The organism is Streptomyces sp. NPDC048370 (assembly GCF_043200825.1).
In the GTDB taxonomy this organism is placed as follows: Bacteria; Actinomycetota; Actinomycetes; order Streptomycetales; family Streptomycetaceae; genus Streptomyces.
In genome coordinates this window covers 57,001-72,183 of record NZ_JBICYI010000006.1, presented here as the reverse complement: position 1 = coordinate 72,183, position 15,183 = coordinate 57,001, and the positions used below count along the sequence as shown (strand labels likewise).

Below are 15,183 nucleotides of genomic sequence, written 5' to 3'. Positions count from 1 at the left end.
TGGTCGGCCAGTTATGTTCGAGCAGTGGAGAACGCGGAGATCATCATCAAGCTCACCCCTGATGAGGCACTGGTCCTGTCCGATTGGCTGGAGAGGGTGCAGATGACGGAACTCAGCCGTCTCATCGACGAAGAGGCGGTCTGGGCACCCATTCATAGGCTGGCCGGCACGCTCGACAAGTCCCTGCCAGGGATCTTCGCAGCGGACTACAGCGAACGCTTGGACGCGGCACGTCGCAGGCTTCGACCCGCCTCAGGCGATGTCGCCAATGATTGCGCAACCTATGATTGAGCTACCTCGCAGCATCACTCATTTGAGGGGTTTCATCCCAAAACTTCTGGTGGATTCCCATTGATTCTGGACAGTGAAGTCCATGGGGCTGGGCGGGACGAGCGATACGGCACCGCTACACGTGGACGAATTCGAGATCGGTTGGCGGGATGCCAGAGGTGAACACCGACGACCGCTGAGTGAGGCGGAGGAGGTCGAGTTCGAGACGGGACTACCAGTACGTGGCTTCCCTTCATACCGCGGTCAGCGGAACTTCCCGGGCCTGTACTGGTCGGCCACGACGGGCGGGCACGTGGGGTTCGAGTCGTGGCTGGAGCGAGATCACGCGATGCTGCTGGACTTCACACCCGAGGTGACTGGGCTGCTGTCGCAACCGCTATGGCTGTTCTGGCAGAACGACAAGGGCCAGGTGGTCTCGCACGCGCCGGACTACTTCGCACGGTTCGAGGACGGCCGGGGATTGCTGGTGGACTGCCGCCTCGCCACCGCCAACCAAGTGACGGCGGGCCAGCTGGCGAAAGCTCTGACACCATTCAAAAACGCGCAAGTTGGTAAGCGGACGGACATGCTTTGGCGCTGGACTCCGATGGTTCTGCCACGGCTGGCCGTCCTGACGGGCCTTACACCCGAGACCCTCCGGATGCTGCTACCAGCGATCGCCCGGGTTGAGGCGCGCACCACAGGTGAGGTAGTCCGCTACCGTCGGCGTCCCTACATCGCCTGCTCACACTGCATGCACCGCCGCGGGATCACCAAGCCAGTCCTCGCTCATCGCCCCGCAGATCTCCAGCTCTGCCGCCGACACGGCATCTGGGTAGAAGGCAACCGCCACTACCGCGTCGGTCACCTCCCAGAGCTCGTTACCGCTGAGCACCGACACCGACGGATCGCCCGGCGCTTCCCCGACACCCTGGAAGCAGCGACGAAGGAAGCGCAGCACATGGTCCGCTCCTGGCTCACTGAACAAGAACCAACCTCATCTGCTCTCACCCTGGAACGACCGTCTCGCCCAGCTCCCTCCCAAGGAAGCCATCTACGGGAACATCATCAGGCGACGCGTCGACGAGCGGGAGTACATCGCCACCTATCCAGAATTCGTCACGCTGTTGGGCATGGTGGCCGATCCTGCTTGGCGGGCTACGGGCGCCTCACCGATGGGCGAACCTCAGCCAGCACCGGCACACCATCGACGCCGTCTACACAGAGGCCGAGGACCGGCTGAACGTCCCCACCCTCCGCGAAAAGCTCCGTTCCCACGCCTTCTCCAACGACGCTCTCTTTCGCTGGACCGACTCCCTGGGACGATCACTCATGCTGGTGACGACGCCGAACGACTACGACGCCCTGCGGGATGAGTCCCACCAGAACTGAGAAACACCAGGCCACGGCCGTGCCGTCCGACAGAACAAATGGGACCGTCTCAGCTCGCGCTCGAGCAGGCACAGCACCGTCCAGATCCACTGGGCGGCCCGGTTTCGAACCCGTCCCAGCAGAACTGACAAGGCCCAGGTCAGAGACACCTCCTCGATGCAGATCTTTTGGGAACGGACACGGTCAGGCGGCAGCGGCTCCGAACCAGCGGTGCAGGGCTGCGAGCAGTTCCTCCTGGGACTCGCCGGCCCAGACCACATGGCCGTCCGGGCGGAGGAGGACAGCGGGGGCTTCCAGCTCCTCGCCTGCGTCGACGACGTGGTCGACGCGGTCCGCCCAGCCCGTCGCCGAGAGGGTGCCGGTCCGGTCGACGAGCAGGCCCCGGCCGGTGCGCGTGAGTTCGTACAGGCGGCCCTGCTTCAGCTGCACGTCCCGCAGGCGCCGGCCGAGCAGCGGGTGGCCGTCGCCGAAGTCGTAGCGGACGCCGAGCGCGGTGACCTTCTCGATCAGGTACCGGTTCACCTCCTCGAAGTCCATCAGCTCCGCGATCAGTCGGCGCACCGACTGGGAGCCCGCCTCCAGGGACATCAGCTCCATCTGCGCGCGGGTGTTGTCCAGCACGTCGGCGGCGACCGGGTGCCGTTCGGCCTCGTAGGTGTCGAGGAGACCCTCCGGCGCCCAGCCGTTGACCTCGGCCGCCAGCTTCCAGCCCAGGTTGAACGCGTCCTGGATGCCGAGGTTGAGACCCTGCCCGCCGGCCGGCGGGTGGATGTGCGCGGCGTCGCCCGCCAGGAACACCCGGCCGACGCGGTAGCGCTCGGCCTGGCGCGTGGCGTCGCCGAAGCGGGAGAGCCAGCGCGGCGAGTGCACGCCGAAGTCGGTGCCGGCGACCGCCCGCAGCCGCTCCTTGAACTCCTCGAAGGTCGGCATCACCGTGCGGTCCTCGGACACCCCCTCGGCGGGCACGACGATGCGGTACACCCCCTCCCCGAAGGGGATGACGCCGAACCGCTTCTGCGTCTTGCGGACTTCGCCCATCACGGCGGCCAGTTCCTCGGGCGAGGCGGTCAGCTCCATCTGGCCGAGCAGCGTCTCGACCTTGCTGGGCTCGCCGGGGAAGGCGACGCCGAGCAGCTTGCGTACGGTGCTGCGGCCGCCGTCGCAGGCGACGAGGTAGCGCGAGCGCAGCCGTGTGCCGTCGGCGAGTTCGGCGGTCACACCGTCCTCGTCCTGGCTGAGCCCGACCAGTTGGGCACCGCGCCGGATGTCCGCGCCCAGCTCGACGGCGCGCTCGGCCAGCAGCCGGTCGACGACGGGCTGCGGAATGCCGAGGACGTACGGGTGCGTGGTGTCGAGGTGCGGCGCGGGCTTGTCGATACCGGCGAAGAACCCGCCGCCGACCGGGTGCTGACGGCCCAGCGGAAGGAACCGTTCCAGCAGACCGCGCTGGTCCATGACCTCGACACTGCGCGCGTGCAGTCCGAGCGCGCGGACCACCTCGGTCGGCTCCGTCTCCCTCTCCAGCACAACCGCCTGCACGCCCTGCAGCCGCAGTTCGGCGGCCAGCATCAGGCCGGTCGGGCCACTGCCGACGATGATGACGTCCAGGACGTCCTGCATGAGATCCCCCAGGTGCGATGGTGAACAACGGCCGGACCGCTCCCGCGCGGCGACAAAGCGCACCAATGTCGCTTTATGCCCAATATCGGAAGGTTCTGGCCTAGGCCGCTGATTCTGCACCACCCCCAGGGCCTTGCCGCAAGGCCCCCGGTGCGCTATATCTTAAGAGTGGCAAGGGGCTCGTCCTCCTTGCCTTTCGTCATTTCCGGGGGCGTTCAGAGGCCCTGGACGCCTCTCAGGAGATCGGCGAGCGCGGGGTAGTCCGTGTAGCCGGTCTCGCCGCCCGCGTACATGAGGTACCGGTCCCGTACGGGATTCAGTGCCGCGCCCGTACGGAGGCGGGTCACCAGGTCGGGGTTGGCCAGGAAGGGGCGGCCCAGGGCGATCAGGTCGGCGCCGGCCGCGAGCAGGGCCTCCCCCTCCCGCCGCCCGCCGCCCCCGGCGACCGCCTCCCGCGACAGGATCGGGTTGGCGACGAGCGTCCCGGGCCAGGCCGCGCGGATCTCCCGGAAGAGCGGGTTGTCGGGGTCGGCGTACACGACGTGCAGGTACGCGAGGTCGAGCTCCGCCAACGCGGCGACGAGCGGCGGGTAGATCGCCTCGGTGTCGCCCTCCTCGATGCCGTTGACCGTCAGTCCCGGCGAGATCCGTACCCCGACCCGCTCCGGTCCGATCGCCTCGGCGACCGCCCTGACCACCTCCAGGGTGAAGCGGATCCGTCCGGCGACGGTGCCGCCGTAGGCGTCCGTGCGGTGGTTGGTGCCCTTCGCCAGGAACTGGTGGAGGAGGTAGCCGTTGGCCGAGTGGACCTCGACGCCCTCGAAGCCGGCCTCGACGGCCTTGCGCGCGGCGGCGGCGAAATCGGCGACGGTGGAGCGGATCTCGTCGAGGGTCATCTCCCGGGGTACGACGGGGTCCTGGAAGCCGCTCGGGGTGTGGACGGGGTCCGGGAGCGCGACCGGCGAGGGGGCGATCGGCGTCAGCCCGCTGTTGTCCGGGTGCCCGATCCGGCCGCCGTGCTGGAGCTGGAGGAACATCCGCCCGCCCGCGTCCCGGACCGCCTCGGTGACGCGCCGCCAGCCGGCCACGTGCTCGGGCCGGTGGATGGCCGGGATGTTCGGGTACGTGAGGCCCACCGCGTTGGGCGTGGCGGCCTCGGCGACGATCAGCCCCGCGGAGGCGCGCTGCGCGTAGTAGGTGGCCATGATCTCCTGGGGCACGCCGTCGGCACCGGCGCGGTTGCGGGTCATGGGCGCCATCACCAGGCGGTTGGGGAGGGCCAGTTCGCCGAGGCGAATGGGCTCGAAGAGGCGGGATTCACCTACTGCGTCCGTGGTTGTCATGCCCGTACCGTAGAAGTTGCCATCGGTGTCAGGTTCAAGTCCCGCGCGCGGCAGGCGAAGCGCGCACGGCGGGGGAGGCGGGGCGGGGAATGCGGATCGGCGAGCTGGCGGAGCGCACCGGCGTCAGCGAGCGTTCGCTGCGCTACTACGAGATGCAGGGCCTGCTCGCCGCAGAGCGCACCCCCGGCGGTCACCGCAGCTACGGCGACTGGGCGGTCGACCGCGTCATCCGCATCCAGGCGCTGTACGCGGCCGGTCTGCACAGCAAGAAGATCGCCCGCCTGCTCCCCTGCATGCGCGACGCCGACGGCGGGCCCTCGCGGATCGCCACGTCCAAGCTCGTCGCCGAGCTCTCGGAGGAGCGGGACCGCATCGACCGGCTCATCGCCGACCTGGTCCGCTCCCGCGAGGTCCTGGACGAGGTCATCGACGCCGCTGCGGTACACGCCGACACGGCCGCCGCCACCGCCGACACCGCCGCCCTGTCGTCCGCTTCCTGATAATCCACTACGGATCGACCGGCCGTATCCTGGCTGCATGACAGCCATGGCACCCACCCGCACCGAACCCGACCTCTCCTTCCTCCTGGACCACACCAGTCACGTCCTGCGGACGCAGATGAGCGCCGAGCTCGGGGAGATCGGGCTCACGCCCCGCATGCACTGCGTCCTCGTGCACGCCCTGGAGGAGGAGCGCACCCAGGCGCAGCTCGCCGAGATCGGGGACATGGACAAGACCACGATGGTGGTCACCGTCGACGCCCTGGAGAAGGCCGGGCTCGCCGAGCGCCGGCCGTCCAGCACCGACCGGCGGGCCCGGATCATCGCCGTGACCGAGGAAGGGGCGAAGGTCGCGGCGAAGAGCCAGAAGATCGTCGACGGGGTGCACGAGAGCGCCCTCGCCTCACTGCCCGACGAGGAGCGCGAGGTGCTGCTGCGTGCGCTGAACCGCCTGGTCACGGGCCACCTGGAGACCCCGCTGGAGAGCGCGCGACCGGCCCGGCGGGCCCGCCAGAAGGGCTGACCACGACCACAGGAACCCGAAGAACCGCAGGATCCCGCACCCCTCGATCCGTAAAAGATAGTCTGCAACGGAACTATCTGCTACGGTCTTTCTTGTTGCCTCCCAAGCACAGGAGAGACCGCCATGACCGCCACCACCTCCCGCTCCCTCGCCCTCGGCGTCCTCGCCACCGGCATGCTGATGACGATCCTCGACGGGAGCATCGTCACCGTCGCCATGCCCGCCATCCAGAGCGACCTCGGCTTCACCCCGGTCGGCCTCAGCTGGGTCGTCAACGCCTACCTGATCGCCTTCGGCTCGCTGCTCCTGCTGGCCGGCCGCCTCGGGGACCTGATAGGCCGCAGACGGATGTTCCTCGCGGGTACGGGAGTCTTCACCGCCGCCTCCCTGCTCGCCGGCGTCGCCACCTCCCCCGGGGTCCTGATCGCCGCCCGCTTCCTCCAGGGCGTCGGCAGCGCGATGGCCTCCGCCGTGAGCCTCGGCATCCTCGTCACGCTCTTCACCGAACCCCGCGAACGCGCCAAGGCCATCGCCGTGTTCAGCTTCACCGGAGCGGCCGGCGCCTCCATCGGCCAGGTGCTCGGCGGGATCCTGACCGACGCGCTCACCTGGAACTGGATCTTCTTCATCAACCTCCCCATCGGCGCCGCGACGCTCCTCGTCGCCCTCCGCGCCCTGCCCGGCGACCGCGGGCCCGGCCTCCGGGCCGGCGGCGGTGTGGACCTGCTCGGCGCACCGCTCGTCACCGCGGGACTGATGACCGGCATCTACGCGGTCGTCAAGATCGAGGAGTACGGCGCGGGTTCGGCCCACACCCTCGGCCTCGGCGCGCTCTCCCTCGCCCTCCTCGCCGGCTTCGTCCTCCGCCAGGCCCGGGCGGCCAACCCGCTCATGCCGCTGCGGATCTTCCGCTCGCGCAGCGTCTCGGGCGCCAACCTCGTCCAGATGCTGATGGTCGCCGCCCTCTTCTCCTTCCAGATCCTCGTCGCGCTCCACCTGCAGAAGGTCCTCGGGTACGGCGCCGCCGCGACCGGTCTCGCGATGCTGCCCGCCGCCGTCGTCATCGGCGCGGTGTCCCTGGGCGTCTCGGCCCGCCTCAACGCCCGCTTCGGCGAGCGCGCCGTGCTGCTCACCGGGCTCGCGCTGCTCGTGGCCATGCTCGGCCTGCTCACCCGGGTCCCCGTGCACGCCTCGTACGTCACCGACCTGCTGCCGGTGATGCTGCTCGCCGCCGGTTTCGGCCTCGCGCTGCCCGCCCTCACCTCGCTGGGCATGTCCGGTGCGAAGGAGGAGGACGCGGGCCTCGCCTCGGGGCTCTTCAACACCACCCAGCAGATCGGCATGGCCCTCGGCATCGCGGTCCTCTCCACCCTGGCCGCCGCCCGCACCGAGTCCCTGACCGAGGCGGGGCGCCCCGCCGCCGAGGCCCTGACCAGCGGCTACCACCTCGCCTTCGGCGTCGGCGCCGGTCTCCTCGTCGCCGCCTTCGTGGTCGCCCTCACGGTCCTGCGGCAGCCGAAGAGCGATCGACAAGCCGAGCAGGCGCGGGTCGCGGCACCCGTCGCGTAAGCGCCACCCCGGCGAGTACGACCGCCATCCCCGCCACCACCCGTACCGTCAGCGGCTCGTCGAGCACGAGGGCCCCGAGCGCCACCGACACCACCGGCAGCAGATAGCCGACCGTCGCCGCGCTCGTCGGGCCCTCGTCGGCGATCATCCGGTAGTTGAGGTGGAAGGTGAGCCCGGTCGCGAAGACCCCGAGGACGACGACCGCCCCGACCCCCACCCATGTGACCGCCCCCGTGCCCCCGGCCATGGCCAGGGGCGCCGGCGCGCTCAGGGCCGTCGCCGCGAGGAGCTGCGCCGCGGAGAGCGCCATGGGAGCGGTGCCCCGGCCCGTCAGCTTGCGGGCCATGTACGCGAAGGCCACCGCGTAACTGGCCGAGGCACCGAGCAGGGCGAGGGCGCCCGCGCTCAGCAGCCCCGAGTCCCCGCTCCAGGGCGCGAAGATCAGCAGCACCCCGGCGAAGCCGAGGACCAGACCGGCGAGACGGGCGGCGGACATCGGCCGCTCCGTGCCGAGGGCCAGGCCGATGAGCAGGGACCAGAGCGGGGTGGTGGCGTTCAGGACGCCCGCGACACCGCTGTCGACGGTCTGCTCGCCGATGCCGAAGACCAGGAACGGCAGCGCGTTGCAGAAGAAGGCCGCGACGGCCAACCGCCCCCAGGTGCGCCGGTCCCGGGGCAGCCGCTGCCCGGCCGCGTACGCGAGCGCCAGCAGCACGCCCGCCCCGAGCAGACACCGTACGAAGGTGATCCACCCAGGGGTGAGGCCGTGATCGAGAGCCAGCTTGATCCAGAGGAAGCCCGAGCCCCAGAGCAGGGCGAGGACGCCCATACGCGTCGCCGATGTCATGGCGTCCACGGTCCTCGCCCCGACTCGACAGGACAAGCGAAGAATCATGGACCCAGCGTTAAGCTGTGCTACATGCTCGATGTGAGACGCATGCAGGTGCTCCGGGCCGTCGTCACCAGTGGCTCCGTCACCGCCGCCGCCGCGAACCTCGGCTACACCCCCTCCGCCGTGAGCCAGCAGATCGCCGTCCTGGAGAAGGAGGCCGGCATCGCGCTGCTCGAACGCTTCGGCCGGGGCGTCCGGCCCACCGCCGCCGGTCTGCTGCTCACCGAGCACGCGGCCGTGATCGGCCGGCAGGTCGCCGAGGCCGAGACCGCCCTCGCCGACCTGCGGGCCGGGCGCACCGGCCAGGTCGCCGTGCGGTACTTCGCCACGGCGGGCGCCGATCTCGTCGCCCCCGCCCTGGCCCGCTTCCGCTCCGAACACCCGGGCGTACGGGTGGACCTGAGGATCGCCGAAGGCGCGCGGCCCGACCCGGAGGCCGACCTCACGCTGGTCGTACGGCCCCGTGACGTGCATTCCGAGGACGGCCTCCGCCTGGTCCACCTCGCCGACGATCCGTACCGCGCCGTACTGCCCAAGGGCCACCGGTTCGCCGACCGCCGGCTCGTCGAGCTGGCCGAACTCGCCGACGAGCCGTGGGTCGGCAGCGAGCGCGCGGGCCCCTGCCTCGACGCCGTCCTCGAGGCGTGCGCGGCGGCCGGGTTCACGCCGGACATCGCGGTGGAGTGCGAGGAGTACGCGACCGCCCAGGGCTTCGTCGCGGCGGGGCTCGGCATCAGCCTGATCCCGCTGATGGGCCTGGGCAGTCGCCACCCGAACGTGGTCGTCCGCCGGCTCCGGGGGCCGGAGCCGGTCCGTTCGATCCATGCGGCGGTACGGGAGTCCTCGCTCGCCCTGCCCGCCGTACGGGGGCTTCTGACGGCGCTTCAGGAGGCTTGGTCGCCGCCGAAGCCCCCGAAGTCGCCTTCGCCGCCGAGGTCCCCGTCGTCGCCGTCGTCGTCGCCGTCGCGGCCCGTCGCTACGCGGCGGCCGGGCGCGGCTCGCGCCACATCGCCCACAGCGTAGGCCCGCCGCCGGGAAGCTCCAGCTCCTCGCGCACGGTGAAGCCGAAGTGCTGGTAGAAGGGCAGGTTGTCGGGCTTGGAGGACTCCAGGTACGCGGGCATCCCCGCCGCGTCGGCCTGGGCCAGGCCCGAGCGGAGCAGGGCGGCCCCGTGCCCCTGGCCCTGGGCGGCCGGGTCGGCGCCGATCAGCGCGAGGTACCAGTGCGGCTCCTGGGGCGCGTGCTGGGCGGACGCCTCGACGGCCGCGCCGAAGACCGGCGCCCGGTCGCCCAGGATGCTCATGAGCTCCTGGATGGTCTCCTCGTCCGGAACGGCCTTGGCCGCCGCCTCCGGCGGCACCCAGAAGGAGACCGCCGACGCGGTGCGCTCGCAGAGCGCGTGGTGGACGTACTGCCGGGTGAAGAGGGTCGTGAAGTAGCGGCCGAGGGCCTCCTCGCGCGAGGCGTCGTCGGGGAAGAACCAGCGCATCATGGGATCGCCGTCGAAGGCGCGGGTCAGGGTGCGACCGACCAGGGGTGCGTCGTCGATCGTTGCCGTCTGCGGGGTGTTCGTTATCGACATACGGGTCATTCTGCACCTTGATGATCTTGCTGTTCGGGCGGGGTCCTACCAACCCGAAGCCCCCGCCTCCTCACGCGCCTTGAGCAGCCGTCAGGCGATCTGAGCGGTCGCCAGGCAGGCGGGCAGCGGCGCGGCGTGGACGACGTCGAGACGCGAGACGGCCCGGGTGAGGACGACGTACAGCCGGTGCAGGCCGCGCGGCTCGGCCGCGACGATCGCGGCGGGCTCGGCGACGACGACATGGTCGTACTCCAGACCCTTGGCCGCCGTCGCGGGCAGCACGGTCAACCGCTCCCGCTCCCCGTCCCCCTGACCGAACGCGCCGAACGCGCCGAACGCACCGGGCGCGCCGGACGCTCCCAACCCGCCCATCGCGTCCAGCGCCGCCGTCAGCGGACCGACGTGCTCCTCCGCCGCGATCACCCCCACCGAACCCTCCCGGGCCAGGGCCGCCCGGACCGCCCGGACGACCCCGTCCACCACGTCCTCGCAGCGGCGGACCGTCACCTCCCCGTCCCGGCGCAGCGAGACCCCCGCAGGCACGTCCGTGCCCAGCTCGGGCAGGAGCCGGTTGGCGAGGTCCACGATGGCCGCCGGGACCCGGTATCCCGTCGTCAGCGGCACCAGCTCCGCGTCCGGCTTCCCCAGGTGGGCCAGTTGCTCGCGCCAGTCGCGCGCCGCCCACGGGGTGGTCCCCTGGGCCAGGTCGCCGAGGACGGTCAGGGCGCCGAAGTCGGCGCGGCGGGCGATGGCCCGGCACTGCATCGGCGACAGGTCCTGGGCCTCGTCGACGACGACATGGCCGTAGCCCCGCGGGCGTTCGATCAGCCCGGCCAGCTCGTCGAGGAGTACGAGGTCGGCCGCGCTCCACTTCGCCGAGCGGAAGGAGCGGGGCGGCTTCGCCCACCGGATCGCCTCGCGCTCCTCGGCCGTGAGCAAGTGGCCACCCGGCTCCGTCAGCAGCGGGTCACCCACCTCCGCGAACCGCGGGTCGCCAGGCTCCGTGAGGACGGCGGCGAGCACCTCCTCGGGGGTCGTGCGCGGCCAGCACGCGTCCACGAACGCCGAGACCGGCCGGGCCCGTTCGACCCGGCGCACCCACGCGTTGCCCAGGGGCCCGGCCCGCCGCTCCGCCCGCAGCTGGAGCTCGCGGACGACCCGGGCGCGGACGCGGTCACGGCCGGTGGCGTAGGGCGGCGCCTCCGCCCGTACGGCCGCGACGATCTCCGCGAGCAGCGACGCCGGCAGGCGCAGCCGCAGCGGGCCGTCGGCGAGGGCCAACTCCCCCTCCGGCAGGGCCACGCGCGCGTGGAGCGCCCGCCGCAGCACCTCCGCCATCCGTACGTCGTGCTTGACCCGCGCCGCGGCCTCGCCGTCGAAGGACCGCACCTCGTGCCGGGCGATCTCCTCGTCGAGGGTCGACTGCCGGATCCCGCTCTCGCCGAGCGCGGGCAGGACCTCGGAGATGTACGACAGGAAGGTGCGGTTGGGGCCGAGGACGAGCAGGCCGGAGCGGCGGACGCGCTGCGGGTGGGTGTAGAGGAGGTACGCGGCCCGGTGCAGGCCCACGGCGGTCTTGCCGGTGCCGGGGGCGCCCTGCACGCACAGGGAGGTGGCGGGCCCCGACCGTACGAGGTCGTCCTGCTCGGGCTGGATGGTGGCGGCGATGTCCCGCATCGGGCCGACGCGCGGGCGCTCGATCTCCCCGGCGACGATCGCGCTCGCCGCCTCCTCGCCGGCGGCGAGCCGCTCGTCCTCCAGGCCGGTCAGGTCGGCCGTGTCGCCCGCGCTGTACGGAGCCCAGCCGAAGCGTCGCCGCCGGACCACGCCCTGCGGGTCGTGGGCGCCGGCCTGGTAGTAGGCGCGGGACACGGGGGCGCGCCAGTCGACGACGAGGGGCGGGGCGGCCGGGTGCTCGGCGATCCGGCGGCGGCCGATGTGATGGGTCTGGCCGTCCTCGCGGTCGAGGCGGCCGAAGAACAGCGGGCCGGGCGGCTGCTCGCCGAACTCCTTGGCGCGGCTGCGCAGGTGGTGGCCGAGCGCTTCGGCGTCGGCCCCTGAGGCGGCGACGTCCTCGCCGATGACGACCTGGTCGGCGACGTCCTCCGCCATCCGGGCCAGGGCGGCGCGGCACTCGTCGTGGTGGGCGCGCTCGCGGCGGAGTTCGAGGTCGAGATCGAGGACGGGGGCACGGTCGAGGGCGGGGTCGGGTGACGTCGTCATGCGCCCAGGATAGACGAATGACGTTACTGAGTAACATTTTTTACTGAGTAGTGACCGACGGGCCCGCGCGAGCGCCGGCTAGTACGGCAGCCCCTCCCGCAGCCCCCCGAACGCCCGCTCCACCGCCTCCACCGCCTCGCCGTACAGCGCGTCCGCGCTCTCCCCCGCCGCGATCCGGCGCACGTTCTCCTCCGCCAGGATCCGCAGGACGGCGACGATCTGCCCGGCCGCGACCCGCGCGCCCAGGTCGCCCGCGCCCGCATCGCCGGGGCCACCCCCGAGCGCATCCGCGAGGGCCGCCGCCGAGCGGCCCTGGTACGCGTACATGCGGGCGACCAGCGCGGGGGTGCCGTACAGCAGCCGCTGGAAGGCGAGGACCGCCGGGTGGTCGCAGAGTCCGGTGACCGGGTCGCGCCGCGCCAGGCCGTCGAGGACGTGGGCCCGCAGCGCGTCGAGCGGCGTCACGCCCGCCGGACGCCCGGCGACCACGCGCGCGGCCTCGTCCTCGTGGTCGGCGAACCGGTGGAGGGCCAGGTCCTCCTTGGCGGGGAAGTACCGGAAGAGCGTCGGCTTGGAGACGTCCGCCGCGTCCGCGATCTCCGCGACCGAGACGGCGTCGAAGCCCCGCTCCAGGAACAGGGCGATGGCAGCGTCCGACAGCGCCTGCCGGGTCTGCTCCTTCTTCCGCTCGCGCAGCCCGCTCACCGGGAACCCTTCCCCTCCACCAGGAGCGCGACCCCGTCGAGGATCCGCGCGAGACCGAAGCGGAACTCGTAGTCCGGCTCGTCGGCCTCTTCCATCACGCCCGAGTCCAGCATGCGCGCCACCGCCGGGAAGCGGTCCGGGTCGGCGAGACGGCGGAGGGTGTGACCGTAGCGGGAGAGGACCTCCTCGGGGCTCTGCCCGCTCGCCCCGATGACCGCGCCCAGGTCGGCCATCATCAGGGCCTCGTTGCGGACGAAGCCGCCGATCAGCATGACCACCGAGACCTTGGTGCCCTCGTCGAGGCCGGTGTCCTCCAGGGCGACCATGGCCCGTTCCCACCAGGCGACGGTGTTCGGTGTCGCGGGCGGGCCGGAGAGCGGCATCCGGAGCATCCAGAGATTGCGGTGGTAGACCTCGCGGATCGTCCGGGCCCAGTGCTCGATCCCCTCGCGCCAGTCGGTGCCGGGCGGGAGCGGCGCGGGCGGGGCGCCCGTGGCGACGTCCTGCATCAGGACGTACAGCTCGCTCTTGGCGCCGACGTAGCGGTAGAGGGACATGGTCGAGACGCCGAGCTCCTTGGCGACGCGCCCCATGGAGACCGCGTCGAGCCCCTCCGCCGAGGCGACCGAGACGGCCGTCGCCACGATCCGGTCGAGGGTGAGGCCGGGCCTCGGGCCCTTGGAGGGCCGCTCGCGCAGGCCCCAGGCGGCCTCGATGCTCGCGGGCAGGAAGGTTCCGCCGCCCCCGCTCCTGTCGTCCGCCACCGCAACCGCCCTTCCTCGCTTGACGGCCATCCTAGTAATGCGTAACCCTTACACAGTAACGCGTAAGGCATACGCAGTACCGACTCCAGGGGGACCCCCATGCCATCCGCCGTCGAAGCCACCGGCCTACACAAGGCCTACGGCACCGTCCCCGTCCTCGACTCCCTCGACCTCCAGGTCGACGAGGGCACCGTCTTCGCCCTGCTCGGCCCCAACGGCGCCGGCAAGACCACCACCGTCCGCATCCTCGCCACCCTCACCGAGCCGGACGCAGGCCACGCGCGCGTGGCCGGGTACGACATCGCCACCGAGCGGTCCCGGGTGCGCCGCGCCATCAGCCTCACCGGCCAGTTCGCCGCCGTCGACGAGATGCAGACCGGCGCCGAGAACCTGCGCATGATGGCCCGGCTCTCCGGGCTCTCCCGCGCCGCCGCCGACCGGCGCGCCACCGAACTCCTGGAACGCTTCGGCCTCTCCGACGCCGGCCGACGCCTCGCCAGGACGTACTCCGGCGGCATGCGCCGCCGCCTCGACCTCGCCGCCGGCCTGGTCCGCGACCCCGGCGAGACCGAAGTGATCTTCCTCGACGAGCCGACCACCGGTCTCGACCCGCGCAGCCGCAAGGAGCTCTGGGAGGTGGTCCGCGCCCTCTCCGACAGCGGTACGACGGTCTTCCTCACCACCCAGTACCTGGAGGAGGCCGACCGGCTCGCCGACCGCATCGCCGTCATGAACTCCGGGCGCGTCGTCGCCGAGGGCACCGCGCAGGCCCTCAAGGCACGCTTCGCCGACCACCGCCTCGACCTCGTCCTGCACGACCGGGACGCCTACCTCCGGCTCGCGGACCGGGCCGTCCACCACGAGCCCGAGACCCTCACTCTCGGCATCGCCACCGACGGCAGCGCCGCCCAGGTCCGGGCGCTCCTCGACGAACTCGACCCCGCCCGCACCGACATCGCCGCCTTCGCGCTGCGCAGCGCCACCCTCGACGACGTCTTCCTGGCCCTCACGGAGAAGGAGCCCCTCCATGTCTGACGCCCTGACGATGACCGGCCGCGGGCTCCGCCTCGGCCGCCGCAACATCGACGCCGTCATCACCTCGCTGATGCTGCCGATCATCCTGATGCTGGTCTTCGTCTACTTCTTCGGCGGAGCCATCGACACCGGCACGCGCTACGTGACGTACGTCGTCCCCGGCGTCCTCATCCTCTGCTCCGGCTTCGGCTCCGCCGGTACCGCCGTCGGCGTCAGCGAGGACATGAAGGGCGGGATCATCGACCGGTTCCGCTCGCTCGACATCGGCGGTGCGCCGATCCTCGCCGGCCACGTCGGCGCCAGCGTCGCCCGCAACCTGATCGCCACCGCGCTCGTCCTCGGGGTGGCCTTCGTCATCGGCTTCCGGCCGACGGCCACCCCGCTCGGCTGGCTCGCCGCGCTCGGACTGCTCGTCGCGTTCATCACCGCGATCTCCTGGTTCGCGGCGGCGCTCGGGCTGCTCACCCGCACCCCCGAAGCGGCAGGCGGGATCACCTTCTTCATGATGTTCCTGCCCTACCCGAGCAGCGCGTTCGTCCCCATCGAGACCATGCCCAGCTGGCTCCACGGCTTCGCCGAGCACCAGCCCGTCACACCGCTCATCGAGTCGATGCGGGGGCTGCTGCTCGACCGGCCGGTGGGCGACACGCCCTGGATCGCGCTCGCGTGGTGCGCCGGGATCCTGGCGGTGGCGATCACCGCGTCCGGGGCCCTGTTCCGGCTCCGTACGAGGTGATACGACGTGATACGAGGTGATACGAAGTG

15 protein-coding genes and 1 pseudogene are annotated in these 15,183 nt (G+C 71.7%); 8 read left to right on the top strand and 8 right to left on the bottom strand.

The annotated features are described in order from the left end of the window. The first annotated feature begins 24 nt into the window (after positions 1–24). Together ACGFYP_RS15335 and ACGFYP_RS15330 are read left to right on the top strand one after the other, a co-directional pair. Entirely contained in the window at positions 25–291 is a 267-nt protein-coding gene (locus tag ACGFYP_RS15335) for a hypothetical protein (RefSeq protein ID WP_393492578.1), read from the top strand. An 82-nt stretch (positions 292–373) separates the two neighbouring features. Beyond that, positions 374–835, top strand: a pseudogene (locus tag ACGFYP_RS15330) (TnsA-like heteromeric transposase endonuclease subunit); the annotation flags it as partial. A 180-nt stretch (positions 836–1,015) separates the two neighbouring features. Here the strand turns inward: ACGFYP_RS15330 and ACGFYP_RS15325 are convergent. From ACGFYP_RS15325 to ACGFYP_RS15315, 3 genes are all read right to left on the bottom strand, one after another. After that, the gene (locus tag ACGFYP_RS15325; RefSeq protein WP_393493496.1) at positions 1,016–1,231 is read right to left on the bottom strand and encodes a hypothetical protein; all 216 of its coding nucleotides are present in this window, start codon (positions 1,229–1,231) and stop codon (positions 1,016–1,018) included. A gap of 614 nt (positions 1,232–1,845) precedes the next feature. Beyond that, positions 1,846–3,282, bottom strand: coding sequence for a rifampin monooxygenase (gene rox, locus ACGFYP_RS15320; protein ID WP_393492575.1), 1,437 nt, complete (start codon positions 3,280–3,282; stop codon positions 1,846–1,848). 215 nt (positions 3,283–3,497) lie between these two features. Beyond that, a complete protein-coding gene (locus ACGFYP_RS15315) occupies positions 3,498–4,625 on the bottom strand; it encodes an alkene reductase (RefSeq protein ID WP_393492572.1) in 1,128 nt (375 codons plus the stop codon). 89 nt (positions 4,626–4,714) lie between these two features. Between ACGFYP_RS15315 and ACGFYP_RS15310 the strand changes: the two genes are divergently transcribed. From ACGFYP_RS15310 to ACGFYP_RS15300, 3 genes are all read left to right on the top strand, one after another. Next, positions 4,715–5,125: a MerR family transcriptional regulator gene (locus tag ACGFYP_RS15310; RefSeq protein ID WP_393492569.1), complete on the top strand. Its 411-nt coding sequence runs from the start codon at positions 4,715–4,717 to the stop codon at positions 5,123–5,125. Between the two features lie 37 nt (positions 5,126–5,162). Beyond that, a complete protein-coding gene (locus tag ACGFYP_RS15305) occupies positions 5,163–5,648 on the top strand; it encodes a MarR family winged helix-turn-helix transcriptional regulator (protein WP_393492566.1) in 486 nt (161 codons plus the stop codon). Positions 5,649–5,771: 123 nt separating this feature from the next. Next, positions 5,772–7,217, top strand: a complete 1,446-nt coding sequence (locus tag ACGFYP_RS15300; protein WP_393492563.1) for an MFS transporter — start codon at positions 5,772–5,774, stop codon at positions 7,215–7,217. Here the strand turns inward: ACGFYP_RS15300 and ACGFYP_RS15295 are convergent. Next, positions 7,147–8,064 carry a DMT family transporter gene (locus ACGFYP_RS15295; RefSeq protein ID WP_393492561.1) on the bottom strand — a complete coding sequence of 306 codons (918 nt, stop codon included), beginning with the start codon at positions 8,062–8,064 and terminating at the stop codon, positions 7,147–7,149. The genes ACGFYP_RS15300 and ACGFYP_RS15295 overlap by 71 nt on opposite strands. A 72-nt stretch (positions 8,065–8,136) precedes the next feature. Between ACGFYP_RS15295 and ACGFYP_RS15290 the strand changes: the two genes are divergently transcribed. Continuing rightward, positions 8,137–9,132: a LysR family transcriptional regulator gene (locus tag ACGFYP_RS15290; RefSeq protein ID WP_393492558.1), complete on the top strand. Its 996-nt coding sequence runs from the start codon at positions 8,137–8,139 to the stop codon at positions 9,130–9,132. Here the strand turns inward: ACGFYP_RS15290 and ACGFYP_RS15285 are convergent. The 4 genes from ACGFYP_RS15285 to ACGFYP_RS15270 all read right to left on the bottom strand — a co-directional run bounded on the left by ACGFYP_RS15285 (position 9,086) and on the right by ACGFYP_RS15270 (position 13,383). Further along, positions 9,086–9,700, bottom strand: a complete 615-nt coding sequence (locus tag ACGFYP_RS15285; protein WP_393492555.1) for a GNAT family N-acetyltransferase — start codon at positions 9,698–9,700, stop codon at positions 9,086–9,088. The two genes, ACGFYP_RS15290 and ACGFYP_RS15285, sit on opposite strands and share 47 nt — an antisense overlap. A gap of 81 nt (positions 9,701–9,781) precedes the next feature. Further along, entirely contained in the window at positions 9,782–11,914 is a 2,133-nt protein-coding gene (locus ACGFYP_RS15280; protein WP_393492552.1) for a HelD family protein, read from the bottom strand. Positions 11,915–11,992: 78 nt separating this feature from the next. Next, complete coding sequence (locus ACGFYP_RS15275) at positions 11,993–12,619, bottom strand: TetR family transcriptional regulator (protein ID WP_393492549.1); 627 nt, start codon at positions 12,617–12,619, stop codon at positions 11,993–11,995. Beyond that, positions 12,616–13,383 (bottom strand): TetR/AcrR family transcriptional regulator, encoded by a 768-nt coding sequence (locus tag ACGFYP_RS15270; protein WP_393492546.1) that lies wholly within the window; start codon positions 13,381–13,383, stop codon positions 12,616–12,618. Before ACGFYP_RS15270 ends, ACGFYP_RS15275 begins: the two co-directional genes overlap by 4 nt. 99 nt (positions 13,384–13,482) lie before the next feature. Here ACGFYP_RS15270 and ACGFYP_RS15265 point away from each other — a divergent pair, with 99 nt between their 5' ends. Together ACGFYP_RS15265 and ACGFYP_RS15260 are read left to right on the top strand one after the other, a co-directional pair. Continuing rightward, positions 13,483–14,418: an ATP-binding cassette domain-containing protein gene (locus ACGFYP_RS15265; protein ID WP_393492542.1), complete on the top strand. Its 936-nt coding sequence runs from the start codon at positions 13,483–13,485 to the stop codon at positions 14,416–14,418. Beyond that, positions 14,411–15,154, top strand: coding sequence for an ABC transporter permease (locus ACGFYP_RS15260; RefSeq protein ID WP_393492539.1), 744 nt, complete (start codon positions 14,411–14,413; stop codon positions 15,152–15,154). Before ACGFYP_RS15265 ends, ACGFYP_RS15260 begins: the two co-directional genes overlap by 8 nt. The last annotated feature ends 29 nt before the right edge of the window (positions 15,155–15,183 follow it).

Bases quoted from the DNA above. Each gene is read 5' to 3' on its own strand.
- ACGFYP_RS15310 (WP_393492569.1), top strand. From the start codon at position 4,715: ATGCGGATCGGCGAGCTGGCGGAGCGCACCGGCGTCAGCGAGCGTTCG.
- ACGFYP_RS15305 (WP_393492566.1), top strand. From the start codon at position 5,163: ATGACAGCCATGGCACCCACCCGCACCGAACCCGACCTCTCCTTCCTC.
- ACGFYP_RS15265 (WP_393492542.1), top strand. From the start codon at position 13,483: ATGCCATCCGCCGTCGAAGCCACCGGCCTACACAAGGCCTACGGCACC.
- ACGFYP_RS15290 (WP_393492558.1), top strand. From the start codon at position 8,137: ATGCTCGATGTGAGACGCATGCAGGTGCTCCGGGCCGTCGTCACCAGT.
- ACGFYP_RS15280 (WP_393492552.1), bottom strand. From the start codon at position 11,914: ATGACGACGTCACCCGACCCCGCCCTCGACCGTGCCCCCGTCCTCGAT.
- ACGFYP_RS15300 (WP_393492563.1), top strand. From the start codon at position 5,772: ATGACCGCCACCACCTCCCGCTCCCTCGCCCTCGGCGTCCTCGCCACC.
- rox (WP_393492575.1), bottom strand. From the start codon at position 3,282: ATGCAGGACGTCCTGGACGTCATCATCGTCGGCAGTGGCCCGACCGGC.
- ACGFYP_RS15260 (WP_393492539.1), top strand. From the start codon at position 14,411: ATGTCTGACGCCCTGACGATGACCGGCCGCGGGCTCCGCCTCGGCCGC.
- ACGFYP_RS15295 (WP_393492561.1), bottom strand. From the start codon at position 8,064: ATGACATCGGCGACGCGTATGGGCGTCCTCGCCCTGCTCTGGGGCTCG.
- ACGFYP_RS15315 (WP_393492572.1), bottom strand. From the start codon at position 4,625: ATGACAACCACGGACGCAGTAGGTGAATCCCGCCTCTTCGAGCCCATT.
- ACGFYP_RS15285 (WP_393492555.1), bottom strand. From the start codon at position 9,700: ATGACCCGTATGTCGATAACGAACACCCCGCAGACGGCAACGATCGAC.